General features: G+C 36.9%; 27 protein-coding genes and 1 tRNA gene. 19 read left to right on the top strand and 9 right to left on the bottom strand.

The window, feature by feature from the left end:
- The first annotated feature begins 3 nt into the window (after positions 1-3).
- Positions 4-1020, top strand: coding sequence for an endonuclease/exonuclease/phosphatase family protein (locus tag K8089_RS02635; RefSeq protein ID WP_237601721.1), 1017 nt, complete (start codon positions 4-6; stop codon positions 1018-1020).
- Positions 1021-1060: 40 nt separating this feature from the next.
- Here the strand turns inward: K8089_RS02635 and K8089_RS02630 are convergent, their stop codons facing one another.
- Positions 1061-1705: a WbqC family protein gene (locus K8089_RS02630; protein ID WP_237601720.1), complete on the bottom strand. Its 645-nt coding sequence runs from the start codon at positions 1703-1705 to the stop codon at positions 1061-1063.
- A gap of 247 nt (positions 1706-1952) precedes the next feature.
- Here K8089_RS02630 and udk point away from each other — a divergent pair, with 247 nt between their 5' ends.
- From udk to K8089_RS02595, 7 genes are all read left to right on the top strand, one after another.
- Positions 1953-2573 carry a uridine kinase gene (gene udk, locus K8089_RS02625; RefSeq protein ID WP_237601719.1) on the top strand — a complete coding sequence of 207 codons (621 nt, stop codon included), beginning with the start codon at positions 1953-1955 and terminating at the stop codon, positions 2571-2573.
- On the top strand, positions 2570-2902 hold the full coding sequence (locus K8089_RS02620; protein WP_237601718.1) for an FtsB family cell division protein: 333 nt from the start codon (positions 2570-2572) through the stop codon (positions 2900-2902). The genes udk and K8089_RS02620 overlap by 4 nt, the downstream gene beginning before the upstream one ends.
- Positions 2899-4281, top strand: a complete 1383-nt coding sequence (locus K8089_RS02615) for a methylmalonyl-CoA mutase subunit beta (protein WP_237601717.1) — start codon at positions 2899-2901, stop codon at positions 4279-4281. Before K8089_RS02620 ends, K8089_RS02615 begins: the two co-directional genes overlap by 4 nt.
- The gene (locus K8089_RS02610; protein ID WP_237601716.1) at positions 4278-4475 is read left to right on the top strand and encodes a hypothetical protein; all 198 of its coding nucleotides are present in this window, start codon (positions 4278-4280) and stop codon (positions 4473-4475) included. The genes K8089_RS02615 and K8089_RS02610 overlap by 4 nt, the downstream gene beginning before the upstream one ends.
- Entirely contained in the window at positions 4457-6607 is a 2151-nt protein-coding gene (gene scpA / locus K8089_RS02605) for a methylmalonyl-CoA mutase (RefSeq protein ID WP_237601715.1), read from the top strand. Before K8089_RS02610 ends, scpA begins: the two co-directional genes overlap by 19 nt.
- A gap of 81 nt (positions 6608-6688) precedes the next feature.
- Positions 6689-7153, top strand: coding sequence for a DinB family protein (locus tag K8089_RS02600; RefSeq protein ID WP_237601714.1), 465 nt, complete (start codon positions 6689-6691; stop codon positions 7151-7153).
- 8 nt (positions 7154-7161) lie between these two features.
- The gene (locus K8089_RS02595) at positions 7162-7467 is read left to right on the top strand and encodes a DUF6122 family protein (protein ID WP_237601713.1); all 306 of its coding nucleotides are present in this window, start codon (positions 7162-7164) and stop codon (positions 7465-7467) included.
- A gap of 90 nt (positions 7468-7557) precedes the next feature.
- Here K8089_RS02595 and rlmH read toward each other — a convergent pair whose 3' ends face one another.
- Complete coding sequence (rlmH, locus tag K8089_RS02590; protein WP_237601712.1) at positions 7558-8031, bottom strand: 23S rRNA (pseudouridine(1915)-N(3))-methyltransferase RlmH; 474 nt, start codon at positions 8029-8031, stop codon at positions 7558-7560.
- A 161-nt stretch (positions 8032-8192) separates the two neighbouring features.
- Between rlmH and nadC the strand changes: the two genes are divergently transcribed.
- The 4 genes from nadC (at position 8193) to priA (ending at position 13021) form a co-directional block, all read left to right on the top strand.
- Positions 8193-9053 carry a carboxylating nicotinate-nucleotide diphosphorylase gene (nadC, locus tag K8089_RS02585; protein ID WP_237601711.1) on the top strand — a complete coding sequence of 287 codons (861 nt, stop codon included), beginning with the start codon at positions 8193-8195 and terminating at the stop codon, positions 9051-9053.
- Entirely contained in the window at positions 9050-9967 is a 918-nt protein-coding gene (locus K8089_RS02580; protein WP_237601710.1) for a YihY/virulence factor BrkB family protein, read from the top strand. The genes nadC and K8089_RS02580 overlap by 4 nt, the downstream gene beginning before the upstream one ends.
- Positions 9968-9991: 24 nt before the next feature.
- Positions 9992-10420, top strand: a complete 429-nt coding sequence (locus K8089_RS02575) for a DUF2147 domain-containing protein (protein ID WP_237601709.1) — start codon at positions 9992-9994, stop codon at positions 10418-10420.
- Between the two features lie 150 nt (positions 10421-10570).
- Entirely contained in the window at positions 10571-13021 is a 2451-nt protein-coding gene (gene priA, locus K8089_RS02570; RefSeq protein WP_237601708.1) for a replication restart helicase PriA, read from the top strand.
- On the opposite strand, the gene K8089_RS02565 is transcribed toward priA, so the two are convergent.
- The gene (locus K8089_RS02565; protein WP_237601707.1) at positions 13018-13731 is read right to left on the bottom strand and encodes a LytR/AlgR family response regulator transcription factor; all 714 of its coding nucleotides are present in this window, start codon (positions 13729-13731) and stop codon (positions 13018-13020) included. The genes priA and K8089_RS02565 overlap by 4 nt on opposite strands.
- 210 nt (positions 13732-13941) lie before the next feature.
- Here K8089_RS02565 and rpsF point away from each other — a divergent pair, with 210 nt between their 5' ends.
- From rpsF to K8089_RS02545, 4 genes are all read left to right on the top strand, one after another.
- Positions 13942-14280, top strand: coding sequence for a 30S ribosomal protein S6 (rpsF, locus tag K8089_RS02560; protein ID WP_237601706.1), 339 nt, complete (start codon positions 13942-13944; stop codon positions 14278-14280).
- Between the two features lie 3 nt (positions 14281-14283).
- Entirely contained in the window at positions 14284-14580 is a 297-nt protein-coding gene (gene rpsR, locus K8089_RS02555; protein WP_073216777.1) for a 30S ribosomal protein S18, read from the top strand.
- Between the two features lie 15 nt (positions 14581-14595).
- A complete protein-coding gene (rplI, locus tag K8089_RS02550; protein ID WP_237601705.1) occupies positions 14596-15162 on the top strand; it encodes a 50S ribosomal protein L9 in 567 nt (188 codons plus the stop codon).
- Between the two features lie 128 nt (positions 15163-15290).
- Positions 15291-15764 carry a DUF6495 family protein gene (locus tag K8089_RS02545; protein WP_237601704.1) on the top strand — a complete coding sequence of 158 codons (474 nt, stop codon included), beginning with the start codon at positions 15291-15293 and terminating at the stop codon, positions 15762-15764.
- A 59-nt stretch (positions 15765-15823) separates the two neighbouring features.
- Here K8089_RS02545 and K8089_RS02540 read toward each other — a convergent pair whose 3' ends face one another.
- Positions 15824-17065: an ABC transporter permease gene (locus K8089_RS02540; RefSeq protein WP_237601703.1), complete on the bottom strand. Its 1242-nt coding sequence runs from the start codon at positions 17063-17065 to the stop codon at positions 15824-15826.
- Between the two features lie 249 nt (positions 17066-17314).
- Here K8089_RS02540 and hisS point away from each other — a divergent pair, with 249 nt between their 5' ends.
- Positions 17315-18685 (top strand): histidine--tRNA ligase, encoded by a 1371-nt coding sequence (gene hisS, locus K8089_RS02535; protein WP_237601702.1) that lies wholly within the window; start codon positions 17315-17317, stop codon positions 18683-18685.
- A 137-nt stretch (positions 18686-18822) separates the two neighbouring features.
- On the opposite strand, the gene K8089_RS02530 is transcribed toward hisS, so the two are convergent.
- Positions 18823-19434 (bottom strand): hypothetical protein, encoded by a 612-nt coding sequence (locus tag K8089_RS02530; RefSeq protein WP_237601701.1) that lies wholly within the window; start codon positions 19432-19434, stop codon positions 18823-18825.
- Between the two features lie 325 nt (positions 19435-19759).
- A tRNA-Met gene (locus K8089_RS02525) sits at positions 19760-19833 on the bottom strand.
- Between the two features lie 195 nt (positions 19834-20028).
- Between K8089_RS02525 and K8089_RS02520 the strand changes: the two genes are divergently transcribed.
- Together K8089_RS02520 and K8089_RS02515 are read left to right on the top strand one after the other, a co-directional pair.
- Positions 20029-20415 carry an START-like domain-containing protein gene (locus K8089_RS02520; RefSeq protein WP_237601700.1) on the top strand — a complete coding sequence of 129 codons (387 nt, stop codon included), beginning with the start codon at positions 20029-20031 and terminating at the stop codon, positions 20413-20415.
- Positions 20416-20472: 57 nt separating this feature from the next.
- The gene (locus K8089_RS02515) at positions 20473-21318 is read left to right on the top strand and encodes an aminotransferase class IV (protein ID WP_237601753.1); all 846 of its coding nucleotides are present in this window, start codon (positions 20473-20475) and stop codon (positions 21316-21318) included.
- Here the strand turns inward: K8089_RS02515 and K8089_RS02510 are convergent.
- From K8089_RS02510 to fmt, 3 genes are all read right to left on the bottom strand, one after another.
- Complete coding sequence (locus K8089_RS02510) at positions 21315-21875, bottom strand: YqgE/AlgH family protein (protein WP_237601699.1); 561 nt, start codon at positions 21873-21875, stop codon at positions 21315-21317. The two genes, K8089_RS02515 and K8089_RS02510, sit on opposite strands and share 4 nt — an antisense overlap.
- Before the next feature lie 205 nt (positions 21876-22080).
- On the bottom strand, positions 22081-22353 hold the full coding sequence (locus tag K8089_RS02505) for an HU family DNA-binding protein (RefSeq protein WP_237601698.1): 273 nt from the start codon (positions 22351-22353) through the stop codon (positions 22081-22083).
- A gap of 181 nt (positions 22354-22534) precedes the next feature.
- The gene (fmt, locus tag K8089_RS02500) at positions 22535-23485 is read right to left on the bottom strand and encodes a methionyl-tRNA formyltransferase (RefSeq protein ID WP_237601697.1); all 951 of its coding nucleotides are present in this window, start codon (positions 23483-23485) and stop codon (positions 22535-22537) included.
- Between the last annotated feature and the right edge of the window lies 1 nt (position 23486).

The following is a 23486-nucleotide window of genomic DNA, read 5'->3' as shown; positions in this document are numbered from 1 at the left end:
GCCATGCGAAAGTTTCTCAATAAATTAATTTACTGGGGCAATTTGCTTACGGCATTTCTTTTACTGGTTTCATTTGTGCTTCCGTACTTACCTCCAAAAACATTTCCCGAACTCTCGTTGCTCAGTTTGTTCGTTTCGCTACTAATAATACTCAATATTATTTTTGCAATTTATTGGGCTATTCAATTTCGTAGGAGATTTTTTGTTTCGTTTACCGTGCTTTTCATTTCATATTTTTATTTTAATGTTTTTTATGAAGTATCTTCAAAAGGCGATGCTTCGCAATACAAGAACACTTTAAAAGTGCTTTCGTACAATGTTCGCTTATTTAATGCGTATGAAAATAATACCGATGACGATGCTTTGAGGATATTTTCTGAAATGCTTTCGGAAGAAGAACCAGACGTTGTTTGCATTCAGGAATTTTACAGACCCAATAAAGTGAATTTTTCGGAATATCCACATCAGTATATTCATTTTAAATCTGAAAAAGCCAAACTTGGTCACGCCATTTTTTCGAAATATCCGTTGATTAACCCCGGCGCTTTCGATTTTAAAGGCACCTACAACAACACGCTTTATGCCGATGTGGTGAAGGAAGCAGATACCATTAGAGTTTACAGCCTCCATTTGCAATCGCTGGGTATTATACCCCGGGTAAGTTTTCTGCAAGAAAGTGATAACGAAAAACTTAGAAAACGTGTTTCACTTGCTTTTGAAAAACAACAGGAACAAGTAAAGTCTATTTTGGAACACAAAGCTAAAACGACCAACCAAGTATTAATATGCGGTGATTTTAACAACACTCCGTTTTCATATACGTACCGAAAGTTGAAAGGCGAGATGCAAGACGCCTTCCGGAAGCGCGGAAACGGATTGGGAACTACTTTTATGTTTGAAAAATTCCCGATGCGAATAGATTATATTTTTGCTTCAAAAGGTTTGGAGGTGCTTTCGTTCGAAACTTTAAAAAACACCTTTTCTGATCATTATGCCATAAAGGCGACAATTGGTTGGTAGACCCCCATAACCCCCGAAGGAGGCACTCTTGCGCTGTTGGTTACTCGCTTTGGGGAAAATTTGTGACTGGAAGCACTGTATTTTCTAAATAATTTAATGCATTTGGGCCTTCGTTAAAAAGCAAATCCAATACCGAAAGATTTGGCAAAAAAGGATGGTTTGCTTGGTGAACTTGCGTGTATGCTTCGGGCTGAAAAGCAGATTTTCTTTTGGCATTCACTAAAAGGCGGAGATCGGTGATTTCTGGTGTTTTTTCGAACGAAGTGGTTTCGGAAACTTCAACTTCAATCCCAATCAAATCGCATAAAAATTTGAATATTTTAAGATTGTGCGCCATTAAATTGCCAACGGGTTCTGTAAAAAATACTTCCAAATCGTCTTCGTAATATTCAAAAAACGGCGAGGTACGATACGCGCTTTGCAAACTTCGCCAATGGTGTTCCTGCCACGGGAAATCATTTTCAACCATCACCTCCTTTGTTTTTTGGCGCTTTCCTAATTTATTGTGTTTTATAGGGATATTCAAAAGCAACTTTCCATTGCTGTGCGCAATATAGGTTCGGTTGCGATAGGATTGTTTTTGGTAATTATCCTCCACTTCAAAAACAACTTTTTCGGCTTGCGCTACCGCTGCCATTTGTTCAATAGAAGGAAAATAGGAAGGATGTAGCAGTATTGTTTTCATTTTAAGGTTTACAGACTTCAAAAATAGGAAAGAAGTTTGTAATAAAAAGTGCGAATTTAAAGTTGATAAGGTGATGCGTTGAAAAGTTGCGTGAGTCTAAACCCCTAAACTCATCGAATCATTGACAAAAACCAAAACAATAAACCTAAAACTGGACAAAAATTGAACACGAGATACCGAAACATTGAATTTTGAACATTGACTCTTGCAACCTTTTTTCCCTACCTTTGTATAAACCTAAAAAATTATGCTTATAATTGGTATCGCCGGCGGCACCGGGAGTGGAAAAACAACCGTCGTAGATCAAATAATTGCACAGCTTCCCGTTGATGAAGTGTGTGTAATTTCGCAGGATTCATATTATCACGATACTAGTCACCTTTCTTTGGAGGAACGTACCGAAATAAATTTTGACCATCCGCAGGCTATCGATTTTGATTTGTTGGTGAGTCATTTAAAGGAACTCAGAAAGGGAAATTCTTTTGAACAACCGGTCTATTCATTCGTGGAGCACAACCGAACAGGCGAAACAATTACAACCTACCCTAAAAAAGTAATCATTGTGGAGGGAATTTTGATTTTGGCACATCCAGATATTCGTGATATGTTTGATATTAAAATCTTTGTACATGCAGATAGTGATGAACGTTTAATTAGACGTTTAAAACGCGATATTGCCAGTCGTGGCCGTGATTTGGACGAAGTTTTAAACCGTTATAAAACCACACTCAAGCCTATGCATCTGCAATTTATTGAGCCTACAAAAGAGTTTGCAGACATTATTATACCCACAAATAAATACAATACGGTAGCAATAGACGTTATTAGAAGCATTATTCACCAAAAAATAAGTTATTCTGAATCGTGAAGTTTTCTGAAATAAAAAAAAACAAATGGCTGCGATTTATAAGCAATAAATATGTGCTTATTTTAATCCTTTTTATTGTTTGGATGATTTTTTTTGATGCTAATTCGTATCTTATACATCGCGAATTAGACAATGAAATTGATGGTTTAGAAGATAATGCCGAATTTTATCAAAATGAAATAAACACCGATAAAGGGTTTATCGAAAAAATGAAGGACAGCAACGAAATGGAAAAATTTGCGCGAGAGAAGTACTATCTGAAAAAGGAAAACGAAGATATTTATATAATTGAACACGAAGACAGCATCAAAAAAGAAGAAAAGCGATGAGTAAATTTCTATACAACGATTTTGATGAAGTTTCTGCAAAACAATGGAAACAGCAAATCCAGTTCGACTTAAAAGGCGCAGATTATAACGAAACCTTGGTTTGGCAGAGCCCGGAGGGCGTACATGTAAAACCGTTTTATCACCAAGACGATTTTAAACGTGATTTTCAACCCATTCCCGGGCAGCCCAATTCGTGGAGAATTACTCAGAAAATATTCATCGATGATGAGCAAATTGCAAACAACATTGCTTTAGATGCAATAAACAGAGGCGCCGAAGCATTAATTTTTGCTGCCACTGAAGATTTTGAGCCACGAACCGTTTTTAAAGATTTTCCTTTTGAAAAGGCTTCCGTATATTTAAAACTCACATTTCTTTCTGAAGCATTTTACAGCAAGCTCATCAAATTCTTTTCAGCAAAAAACGCAACCGTTTATTACAATATAGATTTAATAGGAAACCTTGCCCGCACCGGAAATTGGTTTCACAATATGAAGAAAGATCACGAAATTCTTGACAGTATTTTTCAGAAATACACTTCAGAAAATATCCTTTCGGTAGATGCTACTTTATATCAAAACGCAGGTGCAACTATTGTTCAGCAATTGGCTTACGCATTGGCTCACGTTAATGAATATTTAAATCATATATGTCAGTCTGAGCGCAGTCGAAGGTCTCCTGAAGTAGTAACATTCAACCTTGCCATCGGCCCAAATTATTTCTTCGAAATCGCAAAAATTCGCGCCCTGCGAAAACTTTATGCAACCTTGGCGAGTGAATACGGAATTTCTGAAACTTGCCACATTGTTGCCACGCCTTCAAAACGCAATAAAACACTGTATGATTACAACGTAAACCTACTCCGTGGAACGACTGAGTGTATGAGTGCGATTTTGGGCGGTGCAGATGCAGTATGTAATTTGCCGTACGACGCAATTTATCATAAAAGCAACGAATTTGGTGAGCGCATTTCGCGTAATCAATTGCTTATTTTAAAACACGAGAGTTATTTTGACGCCGTAAGCAATCCCGCTGATGGCACGTATTACATTGAAAGTTTAACCGATGAATTGGCTGAAAAAGCGCTTCAACTTTTTAAAGAAATAGAAAAGGGTGGCGGTTTTCTCCGTCAATTAAAAGAAGGAATTATTCAGAAAAAAATAAAGGAGAGCGCCGAAAAAGAACAGCAGCTTTTTGATAATGGTGAATTGAAATTGTTGGGTACCAATTACCACCCCAACAAAAACGACCGAATGAAGCACGATTTAGAACTTTTCCCTTTCCTTAAACACAATCCAGTTAAAACCCTAATTGCCCCAATTGTTGAAAAAAGAATTGCTGAAATCACTGAACAACAACGCTTAAATCAAGAATTATGAACAATGAAGTATTAGGTACCGCAGTAGGAGTCCTCTTTATAATCCTCGGATTAGCACTCCTCATTCGTTATAAAAAATTATCATCTCATAAATATTTCCGTTGGCTTATTGTAATTATTTCAATAATATTAATCGGTTTTGGAATATTTATGGGTTGGGAAAGTATTCAACAAGTATGGATAGGAGAAGTTTAGAACACATAGAATTGAAAAAATTTGAAGCCGGAAAAAAGAACACGGATGTAGCTATACAGAGCGAGTCTGAAACCTTTTTGACGGCTGAAGATATCGAGATTAAGAAGCATTACGACAAAGAAGATACGGCTAGTCTTAAACACTTAGACTTCGTTGCCGGAATTGCGCCAAACCTGCGTGGCCCCTACTCAACAATGTATGTGCGCCGCCCGTGGACGATTCGCCAGTACGCAGGATTTTCAACTGCCGAAGACAGCAACGCTTTTTATAGACGAAATTTGGAAGCCGGCCAAAAAGGCCTTTCGGTGGCTTTTGATCTCGCAACACATCGCGGATACGACAGCGACCACGAAAGGGTAGAAGGCGACGTTGGGAAAGCAGGGGTAGCCATTGACAGCGTTGCGGATATGAAAATTCTTTTCGATCAAATTCCGCTCGATAAAATGAGTGTTTCTATGACAATGAATGGCGCAGTGCTTCCTATAATGGCTTTTTATATTGTGGCTGCAGAAGAGCAGGGCGTTTCTCCAAAAGATTTGGCGGGAACAATTCAAAACGATATTCTTAAAGAATTTATGGTGCGGAATACCTATATCTATCCGCCCACACCGTCAATGAAAATTATCAGCGATATTTTCGAATTCACCTCCAAAAATATGCCGAAATTTAACAGTATTTCTATTTCGGGTTACCATATGCAGGAAGCAGGTGCCACCGCCGATATTGAACTTGCATATACCCTTGCCGATGGATTAGAGTATATTCGTACGGGTTTGAAAGCGGGAATGGATATAGATACTTTTGCGCCGCGCTTGTCTTTTTTCTGGGCAATTGGGATGAATCATTTTATGGAAATCGCAAAGTTGCGAGCTGCTAGAATGCTTTGGGCAAAGATTGTAAAACAGTTTAATCCGAAGAATGAAAAATCGCTTTCACTGCGTACGCATTGCCAAACTAGCGGTTGGAGCCTTACCGAACAAGATCCCTTTAACAATGTAGCTCGTACTGCAATTGAAGCGGCTGCAGCAGTCTTTGGTGGAACACAATCTTTACATACAAATGCTTTAGATGAAGCCATTGCGCTACCAACAGATTTTTCGGCACGTATTGCACGTAACACCCAGATTTTTCTACAAACCGAAACCCAAATTACAAGAACGGTTGACCCTTGGGCAGGAAGCTATTATGTTGAAAATCTTACTGATGAAATAGCCAAAAAAGCATGGGCGTTAATTGAGGAAGTTGAAGAATTAGGCGGAATGACCAAAGCAATTGAAGCAGGTATCCCCAAACTTCGAATTGAAGAAGCTTCCGCAAGAAAGCAGGCGCGAATTGATAGCGGACAAGATATTATTGTTGGCGTTAATAAATATCGCCTCGAAAAAGAAGACCCGTTACAAATTTTAGATGTAGATAATCAAAAAGTACGCACTTCGCAAATTGAACGATTAAACCGAATAAAAGCCGAACGCGATAACAAAAAGGTAAAAACAACACTTGCAAATATTACCGAATGCGCCCGCACAGGTGAAGGAAATTTACTAGCTTTAGCCGTAGAAGCTGCTCGTCACAGAGCAACTTTGGGCGAAATTTCTACCGCGATGGAAAAGGAATTCGGCAGGTATAAAGCACAAATTAGATCATTTAGCGGCGTGTACAGTAAAGAAATAAAGAAAGACGAAAGCTTTGATAAAGCACGACAAATGGCAGACCAGTTCGCCGAATTGGAAGGCCGTCGTCCGCGTATTATGATAGCTAAAATGGGACAAGACGGGCACGACCGCGGCGCCAAAGTAGTAGCCACAGGCTACGCCGACGTAGGTTTTGACGTAGACATTGGCCCATTGTTCCAAACACCCACAGAAGCCGCCAAACAGGCTGTTGAGAACGATGTGCATATCCTTGGTGTTTCTTCCCTAGCGGCAGGACACAAAACTTTGGTGCCCCAAGTAATTGAAGCCCTAAAAAAGTACGGTCGCGAAGATATTATGGTTATCGTAGGTGGCGTTATTCCTGCCCAAGATTATCAATACCTTTTTGATGCAGGCGCAGTTGCAGTTTATGGCCCAGGAACCCGCATTAGTGATGCTGCTATTGAAATGTTGGGGGTTTTGATTGGGGGGGTGGAGTGAGCGTTAGAATTCTTTCCAATAAAAAATCTTCCTAAAATAATTCGGTATCTTTGGGGAAGCAACAATTTTCGAAACTAAACAATGAACGAGTCCCGCCGCATTCAAACTCTTTTTACAGACCTTTACCACGGCCATCCTTGGCTGGATGTAACGCTTCAGGATACGTTGGGTAAGATTACTTCGGAACAGGCTGCACAACACCCCATTAAAGACGGTAATTCTATTTGGGAAATTGTAAACCACATTATTGCTTGGCGCCAAAATGTGCTTAGAAGAGTGCAGGGCGAAGTACTGGAGATTCCAGAAAATAATTACATTGAACAAATTATAGACACTTCGGACGAAGCGTGGCAAAAAACCCTCGAAACTTTGGAAACAACCCAAAAAGAATGGCTTTACTTTTTAAGCACCTTTAACGAAGCCAATTTTATAAATGAATATCCACGGAATAACCTTACTTATTACCAGCATATTCACGGGATTATTCAGCACGATGCGTATCACTTGGGGCAGATTGTGCTTTTGGCAAAAATAACCAATCCTTAATTTTTGCAATGCTCCAAACGCTAGTACACTACTCTTTGCATCTTTTAGTTCCAGGTGTAATTGCTTTTATATTTTTTAGAAGTCAGTGGAAAAAAGCGTGGCTCATTATGCTCGCCACAATGTTGGTGGATGTAGATCATCTATTTGCTACCCCAATTTTTGATCCCGGCCGTTGCAGTATCAATTTTCATCCGTTGCACACGTATTGGGCCATGGCGGTTTATGTAGTAATGTTCATTTTTAAAAAAACTCGAATCATCGCGGTTGGATTGCTATTTCATATGCTGACAGATTTTATAGATTGTCAGTGGTAACTACGCGTTAATTTATTTCATCTTAATAACCCCTATTTTACGTTTCTTCCTCGTCATTCATTCGGCGTTCGTCCCTCGTCCCTCGTCATTCTATCGATGATGATATGGTTCATTCCGCAAAATGGTAAATCCGCGATAGAGTTGTTCAATAAAAAACAACCGAACCATTTGATGTGAAAATGTCATTGCAGAAAGTGAAACCTTTCCATTCGCTCGGTCGTACACAGCATCGCTAAACCCATAAGGTCCGCCAATTACGAAGATGAGGTTTTTTAAACCACTGTTCATTTTTTTTTGAAGAAAGTTTGCAAAGCCTTCGGAAGTATGGCTCTTCCCTTTTTCATCAAGTAGAATTAGCACATCGGCAGTGGAAGTTCGTTTTAAAATTTCATCACCTTCAGCTTGCTTTTGAAGCGTTTCGGAAAGATTTTTGGCATGCTTCACATCTGGAATTACTTCCATTGTAAACGGAACATAAAACCCCAAGCGTTTGGTGTAATCGTCTATTAAAGTTTGCAGTTGTTTGTTATCCGTTTTGCCTATTGCGAGTAGCGTAATTTTCATTTAAAAACTTTTTCAGAATTCAAAAATACAAAGATAAATTGGCTTCGGTTCTTCGTTTTTTGGTGTCTCGTTAAAACCGAATTTAAAGGTTTTTACATTACTGTCTGCCGAAACTCAATACTGCCAACTCTTTTTATTATTTTAGCTAAAATTTCCTTGCTATGATTTCAGAAAAACAATTCAACAAAGAAATAGACATTATTATCGCCAATGCTATTCGGGAAGATGTGGGCGATGGTGACCATAGCTCGCTGGCGTGTATTTCGGAAGATGCGCGAGGATCGGCAAAACTTCTGGTTAAAGACGAAGGTATTATTGCCGGCGTAGAATTGGCCCGCCAAATTTTTGAATACGTGGACCCAGGCCTAAAGCTTGATATTAAAATTGAGGATGGAAACCCTGTAAAATACGGCGATGTAGTTTTTTACGTGTCTGGACTTTCGCAATCTATTTTAAAATCGGAACGGTTGGTGCTAAACGCCATGCAGCGTATGAGTGCCATTGCTACCAAAACCCATAGCTATGTAAAATTGCTGGAAGGAACAAATACAAAAATTATTGACACCCGAAAGACCACGCCAGGAATTCGCGCCTTAGAAAAGTGGGCTGTAAAAATTGGAGGCGGAGAGAACCACCGTTTTGCACTTTACGATATGGTGATGCTTAAGGACAACCATATTGATTTCTGCGGCGGAATAACCAAAGCCATTGATAAAACGAAGGAATATTTAAAAAGCCATCACTTAGATTTAAAAATTATTGTTGAAGCTAGAAACCTTAATGAAATTGAAGAAATACTAAAAAGCGAAGGTGTTTACAGAATTTTAATAGACAATTTTAATTACGAAGACACCCGCAAGGCCGTGAAGCTCATTAACGGTAAATGTCTTACCGAATCCAGCGGCGGAATTACTCTCGAAACAGTACGAAAATACGCAGAATGTGGCGTAGATTATATCTCTAGTGGCGCTTTAACGCATTCGGTTTACAATATGGATCTTAGCCTAAAAGCTGTTACATGAATCAAGAAGAAGAAGAAAAGGAAATAAACATTCCTATTATTCGAGATTTAATTCGGATTAGTAAAAAAATAAAACTTCCCGCATTGGGCGAGTTTTCATTGTATAATTTGCTGGATATTTATGGAACAGGAATTCTAAAAGGAACTTTTTCATTCCGTGCTAGTTCAATTGCGTACAGCTTTTTTCTGGCGCTTTTTCCCTTCTTACTTTTTTTGCTGAATTTAATTCCAATTATACCAATTGATGGATTTCAATCGCGATTTTTAATATTTATTGAAGCCTTATTACCAGCGCAAACCACCGAATTCTTTTATCCCATAATTGCCGATATAGCCGTAAATCCAAGAGCTGGGTTATTATCGTTTGTTTTTTTTCTTTCTATATTTTTATCAGCCAATGGCGTAAATGCTATTTTTAGTGCCTTTGAATATTCGTTTCACGTAACAATTAACCGCAGTTTTTTTAGACAGTATTTTGTTGCTTTGGTTGTTTCTATTTTCTTGGCATTGTTGTTGTTAACTTCAGTTGGGGTCATACTTTACGGCGAATATGTAATTCGTGACCTACAATCTAAAGCGTATATAGACAAAGATCTATTCTGGATATCGTTCTTTCAATTTATTGTATTTTTAATAATGATATACGTAGTAATTGCCACGTTGTATTATTACGGAACCAAAGAGGGAAAAGCTATAAGTTTTTTCTCAATTGGAGCGGTAACTACCACGATACTTTTTGTAGTAACAACCTATTTGTTTGGAATTTATATCAACAATTTTTCAAATTATAACGAGTTATATGGTTCCATTGGTGCACTATTGATATTGATGTTATATATTTGGATAAACGCAAATCTATTGTTGCTGGGGTTTGAGTTAAATGTTTCAATTAAGCGACTTAAAGAAAAAATTTAATACCTAACCTAATAATACTTAATTATGAAAAAAATACTTTTAACTTTCTCACTTATTGCGTTAACAGTAATTACTGCCACTGCACAAGACGTAACCGGAAAATGGAAAACCGTTGATGATGCCACTGGTGAAGCTAAATCTATTGTAGAAATCTATAAAGAAAATGGTAAGATCTATGGAAAAGTAGTGGAAATTTTAAATCCTGCGAAAAAAAACGCTGTCTGCGATCAATGCCCGGGCGATGACAAAGGGAAACCTATTTTAGGTTTGGTTATTATTAAAGGTTTGGAAAAAGATGGCGATGAATACAATGACGGAACAATTATGGATCCCAACAACGGAAAAGTTTATAAATGCTATATTGAACTCGATGGTCCTAATAAATTGAACGTTCGTGGTTATATAGGTTTTTCGCTTTTCGGAAGAACACAAACTTGGAATCGTGTCAATTAAAAATTATTAAAATAGTATCTTTAAGCCACCAATTTTGGTGGCTTTTTTATTCGAGGTAAAGCGAAGAAAGCCATAAAAAGTGATGTGTTATTTTCAACAATTAAGCAGCCCAAAAACGAATAATCAATAACAATAAATAATAGTTTCCTTTTGTATTTTATAGACGTCATTCTTCCTATTCCACTAAAACAGACATTCACTTATAGTGTGAATAAAGACGAAGCCGCCTTCCTAAAACCTGGAATGCGCGTGGCAATTCCATTTGGGAAATCTAAAGTGTACACAGGCATAGTTTATCAAGTGCACGACCAAGCTCCGGTTGGGTACGAAACAAAATCCATCGACCATATTTTAGATGATTCGCCCATCATTACAACTGTGCAATTGAAGCACTGGGAATGGTTGGCAAATTACTATATGTGTGCCTTGGGTGAAGTAATAAAGGCCGCACTTCCCAGTGCGTTCTTGCTTGAAAGTGAAACCATTATTAAACTTGTTCAGACGGAAATTCTAGATGAATCCTCCCTCAGCGATGACGAGTTTTTGTTATATGAAGCACTACTACATCAATCATCGTTGCACATTAACGATGCACGAAACATTCTTGACAGAAAAAACATTGTTTCGGTGATTCAGAAATTGTTAGACAAAAACATTATTGAAGTTGAAGAAACCGTTTATGAACAGTACAAGCCAAAACTGAAACGCTATATAAAACTTGCTTCGGAATACACTTCGGAAGAAAAGCTTCGCGAACTTTTAGATAGTTTAAACCGTGCTCCAAAACAGCGCGAGGTTTTAATGCATCTTTTTATGCTGAGCAGCAAATCTAAAAAACCAATTAGTGCTACTGTGCTTCAAAAGAAAAGCCAAGCATCTGCTAGTACGTTAAAGGCATTGGAGGAGAAGCAAATTTTAGAAGCGTATTTCATTCAACACGACCGCGTTGAGTTTTCGGGCGAAACTTCCTCAGATATTAAAACTTTAAACGAAGCGCAATTGGTTGCGTATAACGAAATAAAAACTTCATTTAAAACACAGCCAGTTGTCTTGCTTCACGGAGTTACCTCCAGCGGAAAAACCGAAATTTATGTTCGGTTAATTGAAGAAGTTATTAAAACGGGAAAGCAGGTTTTATATATGCTCCCTGAAATTGCGTTAACTACACAGTTAATCGTTCGACTTCAAAAGTATTTTGGCGAAAAAATATCGGTTTATCACTCTAAATTTTCAGTAAATGAACGGGTAGAGGTTTGGAAAAATGTATTGGCTCAAAAACCAAAAGCGCAAATAGTTATTGGCGCTCGATCTTCCTTATTTCTTCCTTTTAAAAATTTAGGATTCGTTGTTGTAGATGAAGAACACGAACCCAGTTTTAAACAATTTAGTCCGTCGCCGCGCTACAATGCTCGCGACAGTGCTGTTGTTTTGGCACATCTTCACAAAGCTAAGTTGCTGATGGGTTCTGCAACGCCTTCGTTAGAAAGTTACCACAATGCCAAATCGGGTAAGTTTGGATTGGTAACATTAAAAAAACGTTTCGGAAATGTTTTAATGCCAGATATTGAATTGGTAGATATAAAAGAGAAGTCGCGCAAAAAACAAATGACTGGCCACTTTAGTGATCGTTTATTAGAAGAAATGCGCGAAGTTTTAAGCAATGGCGAACAGGTAATTCTTTTTCAAAATAGAAGGGGTTTTTCGCCGGTGGTAGAATGCACAACTTGTGGTGTCGCGCCCCAATGCCCAAACTGCGACGTAAGTTTGACGTTTCACCAATATAAAAACCAATTGCGTTGTCATTATTGCGGTTATAATATGGCAATGATGCTTAGTTGTTTGGCTTGTGGCAGTGAAACATTAGACACCAAAGGCTTCGGAACAGAACAGATTGAAACCGAATTGAAGTCGCTATTCCCAAACCACAGCATAGCGCGAATGGATCAAGACACAACCAAAGGAAAGCATGCGTATTCAAAAATAATAGAGGCTTTAGAAAACGAAGAAATAGATATTTTGGTGGGTACGCAAATGCTTGCCAAAGGTTTAGATTTTCGGAATATACGCTTGGTAGGGGTAATGAATGCAGACAATCTTTTAAACTTTCCAGATTTTAGAGCGCATGAGCGTAGCTTTCAATTGTTGCAACAAGTATCGGGTAGGGCAGGGCGCACCCAAAAACGGGGAAAAGTTTTAATACAAACTTACAATCCGTATCATCAAATTTTAAAGCAGGTAAGTGTAAATGATTTTGAAGGAATGTACAAAGAGCAACTGGAAGAGCGCTACAATTTTAAATACCCACCTTTTTACAGAACTGTAAAACTCATTTTTAAAGATAAAAACCTAGCGCGGGTTCAAAAAGCCTCTGTTTGGTTTGGACAAGCTTTAGAAATTCAGTTTAAAGAAAATGTTTTAGGACCCGAACCACCGCCAATAGGGAGGATAAAAAACAAGTATATAATCCATCTACTCGTTAAAATTGCGAAAAAACAATCCTTGGAAAAAACAAAAAAGTACATAGAAAATGTACGGCGTAGTTTTAACGCTATAAAAGAATTTTCAAGCGTACAAATAACAATAGATGTAGATAATTACTAAGCGTTTTGGGTTGCAGCCAAAGCTTCAACTAATTCAGATTTTCGGTTTCTACTCAATGGTAACCGATCTTGATCCAGCTCAATTGTTCTACTGTTATAACGTTGTACTTTGTCTAAATTAACGATATACGATTTGTGGATTCTAAGGAACCTTTCACTAGGTAGGAGCGATTCAAAAGCTTTCATTGTAGAAAGAACAACGAGCGATTCGTGCTCTGTTACTAGCTTTACATAATCGCCTAATGCTTCAATATAGCGAAGCTCATTTAAAAATACTTTTCTTTTTTTAAGATTGCTTTTTACGAATATAAAGTCTTCATCGTCAAACCCTTCCTCGTTTTTCAATTTGTAATTGGTAATTGCTTTGTGCACTGCATTTAAAAACCGATCTTTGGCAATTGGTTTTCTCAGGTAGTCTACGGCATCGTAATCAAAAGCTTTAAAAGCGTATTTTGTTTTTCCGGTAACAAAAATTACTTGTGGTTTTCTTTGAATATCATCCAATAAATCGAAGCCAGAAAGAATAGGCATTTCAATATCCAGAAATATAAGGTCAATTTCAGTTGCGGCAAGTCCCATTTTGGCTTCAATGGCATTTTTATACTCGCCAACAAGTTCAAGTGAGGGGTGCATTTGAATAAGCTTCACAATGGAAAGTCGCTGCAATGTAGAATCGTCTACTATTGCGCACTTTAGTATGGTTTTTTCCATAATTGTAGGTTTTACTTATAGCAATAGTATGGAAATAATCGATGAAATGCAACTTTTTTGACGTTAAACGTAAAAATTAAACACTTTATCTATTATTTTTTTTCTAAAAGCGAATGGAAATTAGGTTTGATAATAAGAAATAAAGTATTATTTTTGCACCCTCTTTGGCAGAAGGCCAAGGTTTTAATTATTAATTTTAATAGATTTTTTATGAATCATTATGAAACTGTTTTCATCTTAAATCCCGTTTTATCTGAAGATCAGATAAAGGAAACAGTAAAGAAATACGAAGATTTTCTTGTTTCTAAAGGTGCTAAGATGATATCCAAAGAAAATTGGGGCTTGAAAAAACTTGCTTACCCAATTCAAAACAAAAAAAGTGGTTTTTATCACCTTTTTGAGTACACTGTAGATGGCAATGTTGTACACGAACTAGAAACTGAATTTAAAAGGGATGAGCGTTTTATGCGTTACCTTTCAGTAAGCCTTGACAAGCACGCAATTGCTTGGGCAGAAAAAAGAAGAAACCGCAATAAAAAATCAGCTTAAATTATGGCCACACTACAACAACAAGCAAAAGGAAAGAAAGACGGAGAAATTAGATACCTTACTCCGCTTAATATTGAAACCAATAAGACCAAGAAATATTGCATGTTCAAAAGGTCTGGTATTAAATATGTTGACTATAAAGACGCAGATTTCTTATTGAGATTTGTAAACGAACAAGGTAAAATTCTTCCAAGAAGACTTACCGGAACTTCATTGAAGTATCAGCGTAAAGTGGCTGTTGCCGTTAAAAGAGCTCGCCATTTGGCACTTATGCCTTATGTAACCGATTTATTAAAATAAAAATCCAGAAATAATATGGAACTTATATTAAAGAAAGACGTAGAAAATCTGGGATTTGCAGATGATCTTGTAACTGTAAAAAACGGTTACGGAAGAAACTTTTTAATACCTCAAGGACACGCAGTGCTTGCAACTCCTTCAGCTAAAAAAGTATTGGCCGAAACAATGAAACAACGCGCTTTTAAAGAAAAGAAAGTTGTTGATGAAGCTAAACAACAAGCCGAAAAACTAACGGGACTTGAAATTAAAATTACAGCCAAAACTGGCGAAGGTGATAAATTGTTCGGTTCTGTAACAAACGGTGATCTTGCCGAAGCTCTTGAAAAAGAAGGCGTTTCTATCGAAAAAAAGTATATCATTATTGCTGGAGGTGCTGTTAAGCGTACCGGACAATACGAGGCTACTATTCGCTTTCACAGAGATGTAATAAGCAACCTTACATTTGATGTAATTGCTGAAGCAAAACCTGCAACCAAAGGTAAAGCTGAGGTTAAAGCGAAAGCAAAAGAGGAAACGAAAGCAAAAGAGGAAGCGCAAGCGCCAGCAGAAAACGAATCGGAAGACACAACTGAAACAGAATAAACTTCACGATTAATTGTATTAAAACCTTTCTCGTTTTCGGGGAGGGTTTTTTTATTTTGAAAAAATAGCTAAGGTTTAAAAATTCAAACCAACAACCGACAACCGACAACCGACAACAGACAACAGATATGAAGTACGCCAGACTAACAAAGGAACAATTTGAAGAGCTACATCAAGAATTTATAAATTTTCTCGCCACCCAATCAATCACCGCTGACGAATGGAAAAAGTTGAAAGCCGAAAAACCAGAAGTTGCCGAACAGGAACTCGATATTTTTAGCGATCTTATCTGGGAAGGAGTTTTAACCAAAGTGAAATACCTAGAACACATTTCCCCAAAACAATTGATGCTTTTCCACATTACCGATGCTTTTATGGAATTGATTGCCATAAAAGTTGAAGCCGAAAATATTGACATTACTACCAAATACGGCTATAAATGGTTGCAACAAAATTTACACGACGATTCGGTAAGTCTTTACACATCAACCAAAGCAATTACCGAAGATCGCAACAAAGACATTTTTGTGTTAATCCAACAAGGTTCGGTAATTACAAAAGGAGATCTTTATAATTATTTTGGCGATTTGTTGCGTGAATAATATTGCTTCGGCTTTATTTAGCAGCCATTTTTACGGTTATTTTTAGTGTCTAAAAAGCCTTATTCGTAACGTAAACTTTCAATTGGATCTAATCGTGCCGCCTTCGATGCAGGATAGGAGCCAGCAATTACTGCCACTATAAAAGTGATTATTGTTGCCCAAATAATTGCGGTCCACGGCAGTGTGAAATCGAATTCGAATATTTTCGCAAAAACAAAGCCTGTTAGCACGCCGAGAATAATTCCTAAAATACTTCCAAACTGACCAATTACTATTGTTTCCATAAAAAACTGGGTAGAAATTGTAGATCGCTTAGCGCCCAAAGCTTTTCGAACGCCAATTTCGCGGGTGCGTTCGGTTACGGAAACCAGCATTATATTCATCAACGCTATGGAAGAACCAAGAATAGTAATGATGCTAATAATCCAAGCGGCTACTTGTAAATAGCCCGTAATCATTGCAATTCTATTTATTAAATCGTCACTGCGCTCTATTCCAAAGTTGTTTTCTTCAATCGGGTTTAACCCGCGAATATTCCGGAAAGTAATTATAGCTTCATCCTGCGCAGCTTCCATTAGTTGTTTGTCGTCTACTTTTACACTAATATTATAATTAATGTTGGGTTGTGTATAAATGCCACGAGCAACCTGAATGGGAATTAGCACTTTTAAATCTTGATTGTTCCCAAAAGTAGAACCTTTAGATTCCAACACGCCAATAACTTTAAATTTTACCCCGCGAATGCTAATTGTTTTATTGATTGGGTCTTCATTTTCAAATAGATTTTTCAAAAAATCGGAACCAATTAAACACACTTTATTGTTATTCTGGATATCGAAAATTGTAAAATTTCGACCACTGTCTACCTCGGTGCCAGTATTTTCCAAGTAATTTTCGTTAACACCGTAAACTCGTACTTCGGGATCTGTTTTCTCCGAGCCGTATTTTACTTCGGCAGCTGTGGTACCTATAAAAGAGAGGGATGTTTTAGTGAATGGATAACTGTACTTGTCGGTAAACTCGCGTACGTTATTATAGCTAATAATTGGGTTTATTTTTTCACGTTCCCCATTATTTCTACTTTGAACCGTAAATTCATATTGTTGAATATTAAACGTGTTTGCACCCATTGAAGCAAAATTCCCCGAAATTGTATTTTCCAAAGCAGTTACAGCACTTAAAATACCTACGAGCGCCCAGATGCCAATTCCAATAATTACAATAGTTAAAATGGTTCTTAAAAGCTGACTTTTAATGGAATCCAGTGCAATACGCACATTTTCTCGGAATAGTGAAAACATAGTTTAATTTGTGTTTCTCATTAGACTGCAAAAGTTCGATAAAGTTACAGAATTCCATCGAAGACAAGAATCGCCCAGCATCTAATTAATTGTGGGATACCTCAATTTTATTTAAGATATTTGCCTTTTAAATTGAAGTCTAAAACGAAACAAGATTAACTGGAAGCAGGTACAGGGTTTATTTTGAATATGAATGTCTAAACCTGCCTTAAAGCCCGTCGGTCTTATTTCTTTCAAACAAATAAACTCTTGTCTAAAAAACCATCTATCCCTAAAGGTACCCGCGATTTCAATCCTGAAGAAGTAACGCGGCGCAATTATATTTTCAATATTATAAAGGAAACATTTTCGCTTTATGGCTTTCAGCCTATTGAAACGCCTTCTTTTGAAAATAGCGCAACTTTAATGGGGAAATATGGCGAAGAGGGCGATAGATTGATTTTTAAAATATTGAATAGTGGGGATTATTTGTCTAAAGTTAACGAAGAATTATATACTGAAAAAGACAGCCAAAAAATAACTGCGAAGATTTCCGAAAAAGCCCTCCGTTACGATCTAACCGTTCCGTTTGCGCGCTATGTAGTGCAACACCAAAATGAAATAACTTTTCCCTTTAAACGCTACCAAATTCAACCGGTTTGGCGAGCAGATAGACCGCAAAAAGGGCGTTTCCGCGAGTTTTATCAGTGCGATGCCGATGTTGTGGGATCTACTTCGCTTTGGCAGGAAGTGGAATTTGTACAATTGTACGATGCGGTTTTCAATAAGCTCGGCTTAAGAGGCGTAACCATAAAGCTAAACAACCGAAAAATTTTGAGCGGTATAGCCCAAACAATCGGAGCCGAAGATAAGTTGATAGATTTTACCGTAGCGCTAGACAAGCTCGATAAAATAGGGGAAGACGGCGTTAAAAAAGAGATGCGCGATAAAGGTATTTCGGAAGATGCACTTCAAAAATTACAACCACTTTTTTCCTTTACGGGAAGCAACGATGAAAAAATCAACGCGTTAAAAAAATTACTTCACGGCTCACAAATTGGGTTGAAAGGCGCCGCAGAACTTGAATTTATTACTAAAAATATTGAAGCACTTGGCCTGCAAAGGGCTTCACTTGAAATTGATGTTACGCTTGCTCGCGGTTTAAATTACTACACGGGCGCCATTTTTGAAGTTTCAGCACCCACAGAAGTAAAGATGGGAAGCATTGGCGGAGGCGGCAGGTACGACGACCTCACAGGAATCTTCGGACTAAAAAATATGAGCGGAGTTGGTATTTCTTTTGGATTGGATCGTATTTATTTGGTTTTGGAAGAATTGAAACTTTTTCCCGAAACTGTTTCAGAAAATAGCAAAGCACTTTTTATAAATTTTGGAAAAAAGGAAGCCTTGTACGCAATGAAAGCAATTACAAACTTGCGAAAAGCAGGCGTTAAAGTTGAATTATACCCCGACGAAGCAAAGATGGGCAAGCAAATGGGTTATGCAGATAAACGCAATATTCCCTACACGGTCTTGGCTGGTGAAAAGGAAATGGAAGTACAGTCTTTCACGCTTAAAAACATGAAAAGTGGCGAGCAAATACAAGTAACGTATTCTGAGTTGGAAAAATATTTAGGCTAGCCTAGTTAGAATTAACAGATTTATCAACCTCCATTGTGGGCTGATTAGCTAGGCTCACCAACCTTCTTTCCACTTCTTGACGCGCCGACTCAGAAAGCATACCAGCAATGCGTAATTTTGTTATGTTGCTTAATGTTTCATTCATCCCCTATTTCGTTTATTATTTTTTCATAGGAAATAACATAATCAATCTGTTTTTCTTCAGAAACATGCTTTCGGGGAGTTTCTAGAATTATAAAATCAAATAGTTTTGAAATAATTGTTTTAAGGCGTTGTTCTGTTGTTAGTACAGCTTTTTGTAAAAAATGTGCTATTGCTGTTAACGTAATTGAACAAGCGATTAATACAAGATAATATGTGAATAGAGAAAAATCTTGTATTGATAAAAATGTATAGATTAAAAAGAAAAACCCTAAAAATATAATCAGGTTAGAAATAAAATTAATCGAATTTATTAATTCGGTAGAAATGTATTTACATAAAAATTTTAAAAGTAAACCAAAGGATAAGGCCATTAGCGGTAAACTTAAAGAGTATAAAAAAGAAGACATATATGCATATCCAAATATGCCTTCTTTATCATTTACTAAATAAAATAAGTGAAAAAATGGTGAAAATACTGCGACAAGTGTCAGCAGAAATAAATACAAGTTCACAAATGTTTTATTTTTCTTTCCAGTCTGGAATCCCATTACAGTTTTTGTCGCTGGGCGGGCAGATTTTAACTTTGTCGATTTGTTGTTCATCACTAATTTGATTTTCTGGGGTACAACTAAAAGCTAGACCGGCTAGCATTACCAATGCGAATACATAATTTTTCATAATATTGAGTTTTAAGGATTAGCTGTAAATTTAACCTATCTTAAAGCTTATATCAATTTAATACTCAATAACTTATTAACGCATTTTTAACAAATGTAGAGAAAATACCGTTAATTACAACAAAACTTTCGATAAACGGTAAAAAATATACTCTTTATAGAAAATGTTCAGAAAAACTAGTATGGGTAATGCAGTAGTGAAATGTGGTCTAATAAAAAATCCCCAGCGAAATTAATCGTTGGGGATTTTTAGTAGCGAGATCGGGACTTGAACCCGAGGCCTCCGGGTTATGAATCCGACGCTCTAACCAGCTGAGCTACCTCGCCGTGTTTTTATTAAGGCTGGCTTTATGCCTAAGCGGGTGCAAAGATAAAAACAAAATTATGTGTGGCAAATTTAAGTTTCTATTTTTGTCATTATTATTTCAAATATTTCATTTGGGTATAATGCAGAAAAATTTCAATCTTTAATTTGAGGTTAAGATTAATATCTATATATTGGGCATCAACTAACAAAGAGCTATGGAAGATAAAATTAAATATGAAATGGAATTCCCTATTCAGGTTTCCCCTTCACTTTTATATCAGTATATTTCAACGCCTTCGGGACTTTCTGAATGGTATGCAGACAATGTAAATTCACGTGGCGAATTCTACACTTTTATCTGGTCTGGAAGTGAAGAACGGGCAAAATTACTTAGTAAAAAGAGTCCGGAACGCATTAAATTTAGATGGGTGGAAGACGAAGAAGAAGATTTTTATTTTGAACTGCGTATTCAAGTAGATGAAATTACCAAAGACGTTTCCTTAATGGTAACCGATTTTGCCGAGGAAGATGAAGTAGAAGAAGGAAAAATGCTTTGGGAAAATATGATTTCAAATCTAAAGTCTATTTTAGGATCGGTTTAAAATCCCTTTAAATTATAATACATTTGCACCGTCCAATTAAAAATGGACGGTTTTTTTATGGTTAATTTGAACGGTACGCTTGTGCCAAATAACGAAGCTACAGTAGCAATAAATAATAGAGGGTTAAATTACGGCGATGCGGTTTTTGAAACGATGCGGTATTCTGGCGGTAAAATTTATTTTTGGGAAGATCATTACTTTCGTTTAATGGCCTCAATGCGCATGTTGCGAATGGAGATTCCAATGAACTTTACTATGGAATTTTTAGAAGACGAAATATTAAGAACGGTTACTACAGCAGAAGAAAAAGATGCGACCTTTCGTATAAAACTACTTGTATGGCGAAAATCTGGAGGGAAATACACGCCAGAAACCAACGATGTGGCTTATTCAATTTCCTGTGAAAATCTCGATACGCCATTTTACGTTTTAACCGATGCGAATTGTGAAATTGAACTTTTTAAAGACCATTTTATAACCACTAGTCTGCTTTCAACACTAAAAACCAATAACCGACTTATAAATATTTTGGGAAGCATTTATGCAGCTGAAAACGAATTTGAAAACTGTTTGTTGCTAAATGAAAACAAACAAGTGGTAGAAGCTTTAAACGGTAATATTTTTTTAATTTCGGGCAACGCTATTAAAACGCCGCCGCTTGCCGATGGATGTTTAAATGGAATATTGAGAAAACAGCTTATTGCAATTATTAAATTAATGCCAGAATTTTCCATTGAAGAAAAGTCCATTTCCCCTTTTGAATTGCAGAAAGCAGATGAGATTTTTATTACCAATGCCATCCAGGGAATTGTGCCAGTAACAAAATATAGAAAGAAAGAATATGTAAATACGACAGCGAAGGTGTTATTGCCAAAATTGAATCTTAAAGCGAGGTTAAGCTAATTAAAACTAGGGTTTTCGGGAGCATTGGACCAAAGTAAATAATCGCCGCCAAACTCAATCATTTTCTCTTTCCAAAAATTAATATTCGTTTTACCTATTATTTCGTTATTGTAATTATTGGGGGCTACTACCCAACTGTTAACTTCAAGTTCCTGTTCTAATTGGTCGCTTTCCCAACCCGAGTAACCTAGAAAAAAACGAATTTGGTTTTTGCTCAGCTTGTCTTCTTTTAATAAATCAATGATCGCTCTAAAATCGCCGCCCCAGTAAATACCATTAGATATTTCAATGCTGTTAGGAATAATATCTGGAATACAGTGGATAAAATAGAGATTGTCCTGCTCCACAGGGCCACCATTAAAAACGGGCAACTTCGAGTTTATTTCTGGAACAAAATCTCTTAACTTGTATTGCAGCGGTTTATTAAGAATAAAACCAACAGAACCGCTTTCTGTATACTCCGCCAAGAGCACTACGGAACGATTAAAAGATACGTCCCCTATAATTGATGGTTCTGCAACTAATAGAAGGCCTTTGGCTGGTTTTAAAGTTGTCATAAAATACGTTCAATACATTAAATCTAAGGAATAAATTTAAAAATACCAAAAAAATGTTAATTGGGTTAATAACTTATATTTTATTTAATAAAAACAACAAAACATTACGAATATGTAATTTACTCACTATCAGCTCTATAAAAAAAATCCCTCTTTTCATATTAAGTGAAAAGAAGGACTTAAAATTTTGTAAAATATCTTACAATTAGTTTACGCTATTTTGTAAATCTGATCCAGCTTTGAATTTAACTACTTTTTTAGCAGCAATTTTGATGGTTTTACCAGTTTGAGGATTTCTTCCTTCTCTGGCGGCTCTTTTTGATACTGACCAAGATCCGAAACCTACAAGTGATACTCTGTCTCCTTTTTTAAGAGAGTTTTGAACGTTGCCTAAGAAAGACTCTAAGGATTTCTTAGCGGCAGCTTTTGTAATTCCGGCATCAGCTGCCATTGCATCGATTAAATCTGATTTGTTCATAATTTTTTTAAATTAAATTGTTGGTTAAACTTCGATTAATTGCTCTACAAATTTAAAAGGAATATCCGTTCAGGCAAGTAACCACGCAGTAAATCATTATTTTTGTTAATAACTTTGACGGTTTGTTAATAAACTTGACGGGTTTTTCGTAATATTTAATTAAATCAGTAGTAGTAAGGGTTTACAATAGTTTAGAATCTGCTTCGAAAGTATAGCCATTTAAAAGTGCAGCAACTGCCATTTTTCGTTTGCCGGGTAGTTGCAGTTCTTCAATTGAAAGGAAACCGTTTATACACGCTACTTTTAATTCTTTTTTGGAAGCCTCTACCTTACCTATTTCTAGATTATGACTGCTTTCTTCAAATTGCGCTGAATAGATTTTTACTTTTAACTCGTCGTTATTATTGATTAAAATTGTCCAAGCTACCGGGTAGGGTGAAAGTCCTCGTATAAAAGCCTCGATAGATGCGCCTGGTTTAGACCAATCTATTCGTGTGTTTTCCGATGTGAGCTTTGGCGCCTCCTTTAAATTGTGTGTTGCCGGTTGTGGTTGTGTTTTTACGTCGCCTTTTTCAATTAGCGTTAATGTTTCTAGAACTAGCTCGCCTCCTTTAGTCATCAATTTATCGTGAAGTGTTTCGGCTGTTTCATTGGCCTTAATTTCAACTTCATTCTTCGCTATAATAGCACCGGTGTCAATTTTTTCGTCTATAAAAAACGTGGTAACTCCTGTTTTTTCTTCCTTATTAATTATAGCCCAATTTATAGGTGCGGCACCTCTATAATGGGGAAGAAGTGAGGCATGAAGATTGAATGTGCCTAAGGCTGGCATTTGCCACACTACTTTTGGAAGCATCCTGAAAGCCACCACTACTTGAAGATTGGCGTTAAGTGCTTTTAATTCTTTAAGAAAAGAATCGTCTTTTAAATTAGTGGGTTGCAGGACTTCGAGGTTTTGTGAAAGAGCATATTCTTTAACCGCCGATGCCATCAGTTTTCGTCCGCGTCCGGCTGGTCTGTCAGGGGCTGTAATTACACCCACAACGTTTTTTCCTGCTTCAACCATTTTTTTTAAAACCCCAACAGCAAAATCGGGGGTTCCCATAAAAACTATTTTTAAATCGTTCTGCATT

The organism is Aequorivita vitellina, from assembly GCF_022008365.1.
Lineage (GTDB): Bacteria > Bacteroidota > Bacteroidia > Flavobacteriales > Flavobacteriaceae > Aequorivita > Aequorivita vitellina.
The sequence above is the reverse complement of the archived record's forward strand: the minus strand, read 5'-3'. Positions and strand labels throughout refer to the sequence as shown.

Excerpts from the sequence above, each read along its gene's own strand:
- K8089_RS02595 (WP_237601713.1), top strand. The coding sequence starts at position 7,162 with ATGCTCCAAACGCTAGTACACTACTCTTTGCATCTTTTAGTTCCAGGT.
- K8089_RS02600 (WP_237601714.1), top strand. The coding sequence starts at position 6,689 with ATGAACGAGTCCCGCCGCATTCAAACTCTTTTTACAGACCTTTACCAC.
- fmt (WP_237601697.1), bottom strand. The coding sequence starts at position 23,485 with ATGCAGAACGATTTAAAAATAGTTTTTATGGGAACCCCCGATTTTGCT.
- K8089_RS02565 (WP_237601707.1), bottom strand. The coding sequence starts at position 13,731 with ATGGAAAAAACCATACTAAAGTGCGCAATAGTAGACGATTCTACATTG.
- K8089_RS02630 (WP_237601720.1), bottom strand. The coding sequence starts at position 1,705 with ATGAAAACAATACTGCTACATCCTTCCTATTTTCCTTCTATTGAACAA.
- rpsR (WP_073216777.1), top strand. The coding sequence starts at position 14,284 with ATGGCCACACTACAACAACAAGCAAAAGGAAAGAAAGACGGAGAAATT.
- rlmH (WP_237601712.1), bottom strand. The coding sequence starts at position 8,031 with ATGAAAATTACGCTACTCGCAATAGGCAAAACGGATAACAAACAACTG.
- K8089_RS02540 (WP_237601703.1), bottom strand. The coding sequence starts at position 17,065 with ATGTTTTCACTATTCCGAGAAAATGTGCGTATTGCACTGGATTCCATT.
- K8089_RS02545 (WP_237601704.1), top strand. The coding sequence starts at position 15,291 with ATGAAGTACGCCAGACTAACAAAGGAACAATTTGAAGAGCTACATCAA.
- K8089_RS02505 (WP_237601698.1), bottom strand. The coding sequence starts at position 22,353 with ATGAACAAATCAGATTTAATCGATGCAATGGCAGCTGATGCCGGAATT.
- K8089_RS02580 (WP_237601710.1), top strand. The coding sequence starts at position 9,050 with ATGAATCAAGAAGAAGAAGAAAAGGAAATAAACATTCCTATTATTCGA.
- K8089_RS02610 (WP_237601716.1), top strand. The coding sequence starts at position 4,278 with ATGAACAATGAAGTATTAGGTACCGCAGTAGGAGTCCTCTTTATAATC.
- nadC (WP_237601711.1), top strand. The coding sequence starts at position 8,193 with ATGATTTCAGAAAAACAATTCAACAAAGAAATAGACATTATTATCGCC.
- K8089_RS02615 (WP_237601717.1), top strand. The coding sequence starts at position 2,899 with ATGAGTAAATTTCTATACAACGATTTTGATGAAGTTTCTGCAAAACAA.
- K8089_RS02510 (WP_237601699.1), bottom strand. The coding sequence starts at position 21,875 with ATGACAACTTTAAAACCAGCCAAAGGCCTTCTATTAGTTGCAGAACCA.
- udk (WP_237601719.1), top strand. The coding sequence starts at position 1,953 with ATGCTTATAATTGGTATCGCCGGCGGCACCGGGAGTGGAAAAACAACC.
- K8089_RS02575 (WP_237601709.1), top strand. The coding sequence starts at position 9,992 with ATGAAAAAAATACTTTTAACTTTCTCACTTATTGCGTTAACAGTAATT.
- scpA (WP_237601715.1), top strand. The coding sequence starts at position 4,457 with ATGGATAGGAGAAGTTTAGAACACATAGAATTGAAAAAATTTGAAGCC.
- K8089_RS02515 (WP_237601753.1), top strand. The coding sequence starts at position 20,473 with ATGGTTAATTTGAACGGTACGCTTGTGCCAAATAACGAAGCTACAGTA.
- K8089_RS02635 (WP_237601721.1), top strand. The coding sequence starts at position 4 with ATGCGAAAGTTTCTCAATAAATTAATTTACTGGGGCAATTTGCTTACG.
- rpsF (WP_237601706.1), top strand. The coding sequence starts at position 13,942 with ATGAATCATTATGAAACTGTTTTCATCTTAAATCCCGTTTTATCTGAA.
- rplI (WP_237601705.1), top strand. The coding sequence starts at position 14,596 with ATGGAACTTATATTAAAGAAAGACGTAGAAAATCTGGGATTTGCAGAT.
- K8089_RS02520 (WP_237601700.1), top strand. The coding sequence starts at position 20,029 with ATGGAAGATAAAATTAAATATGAAATGGAATTCCCTATTCAGGTTTCC.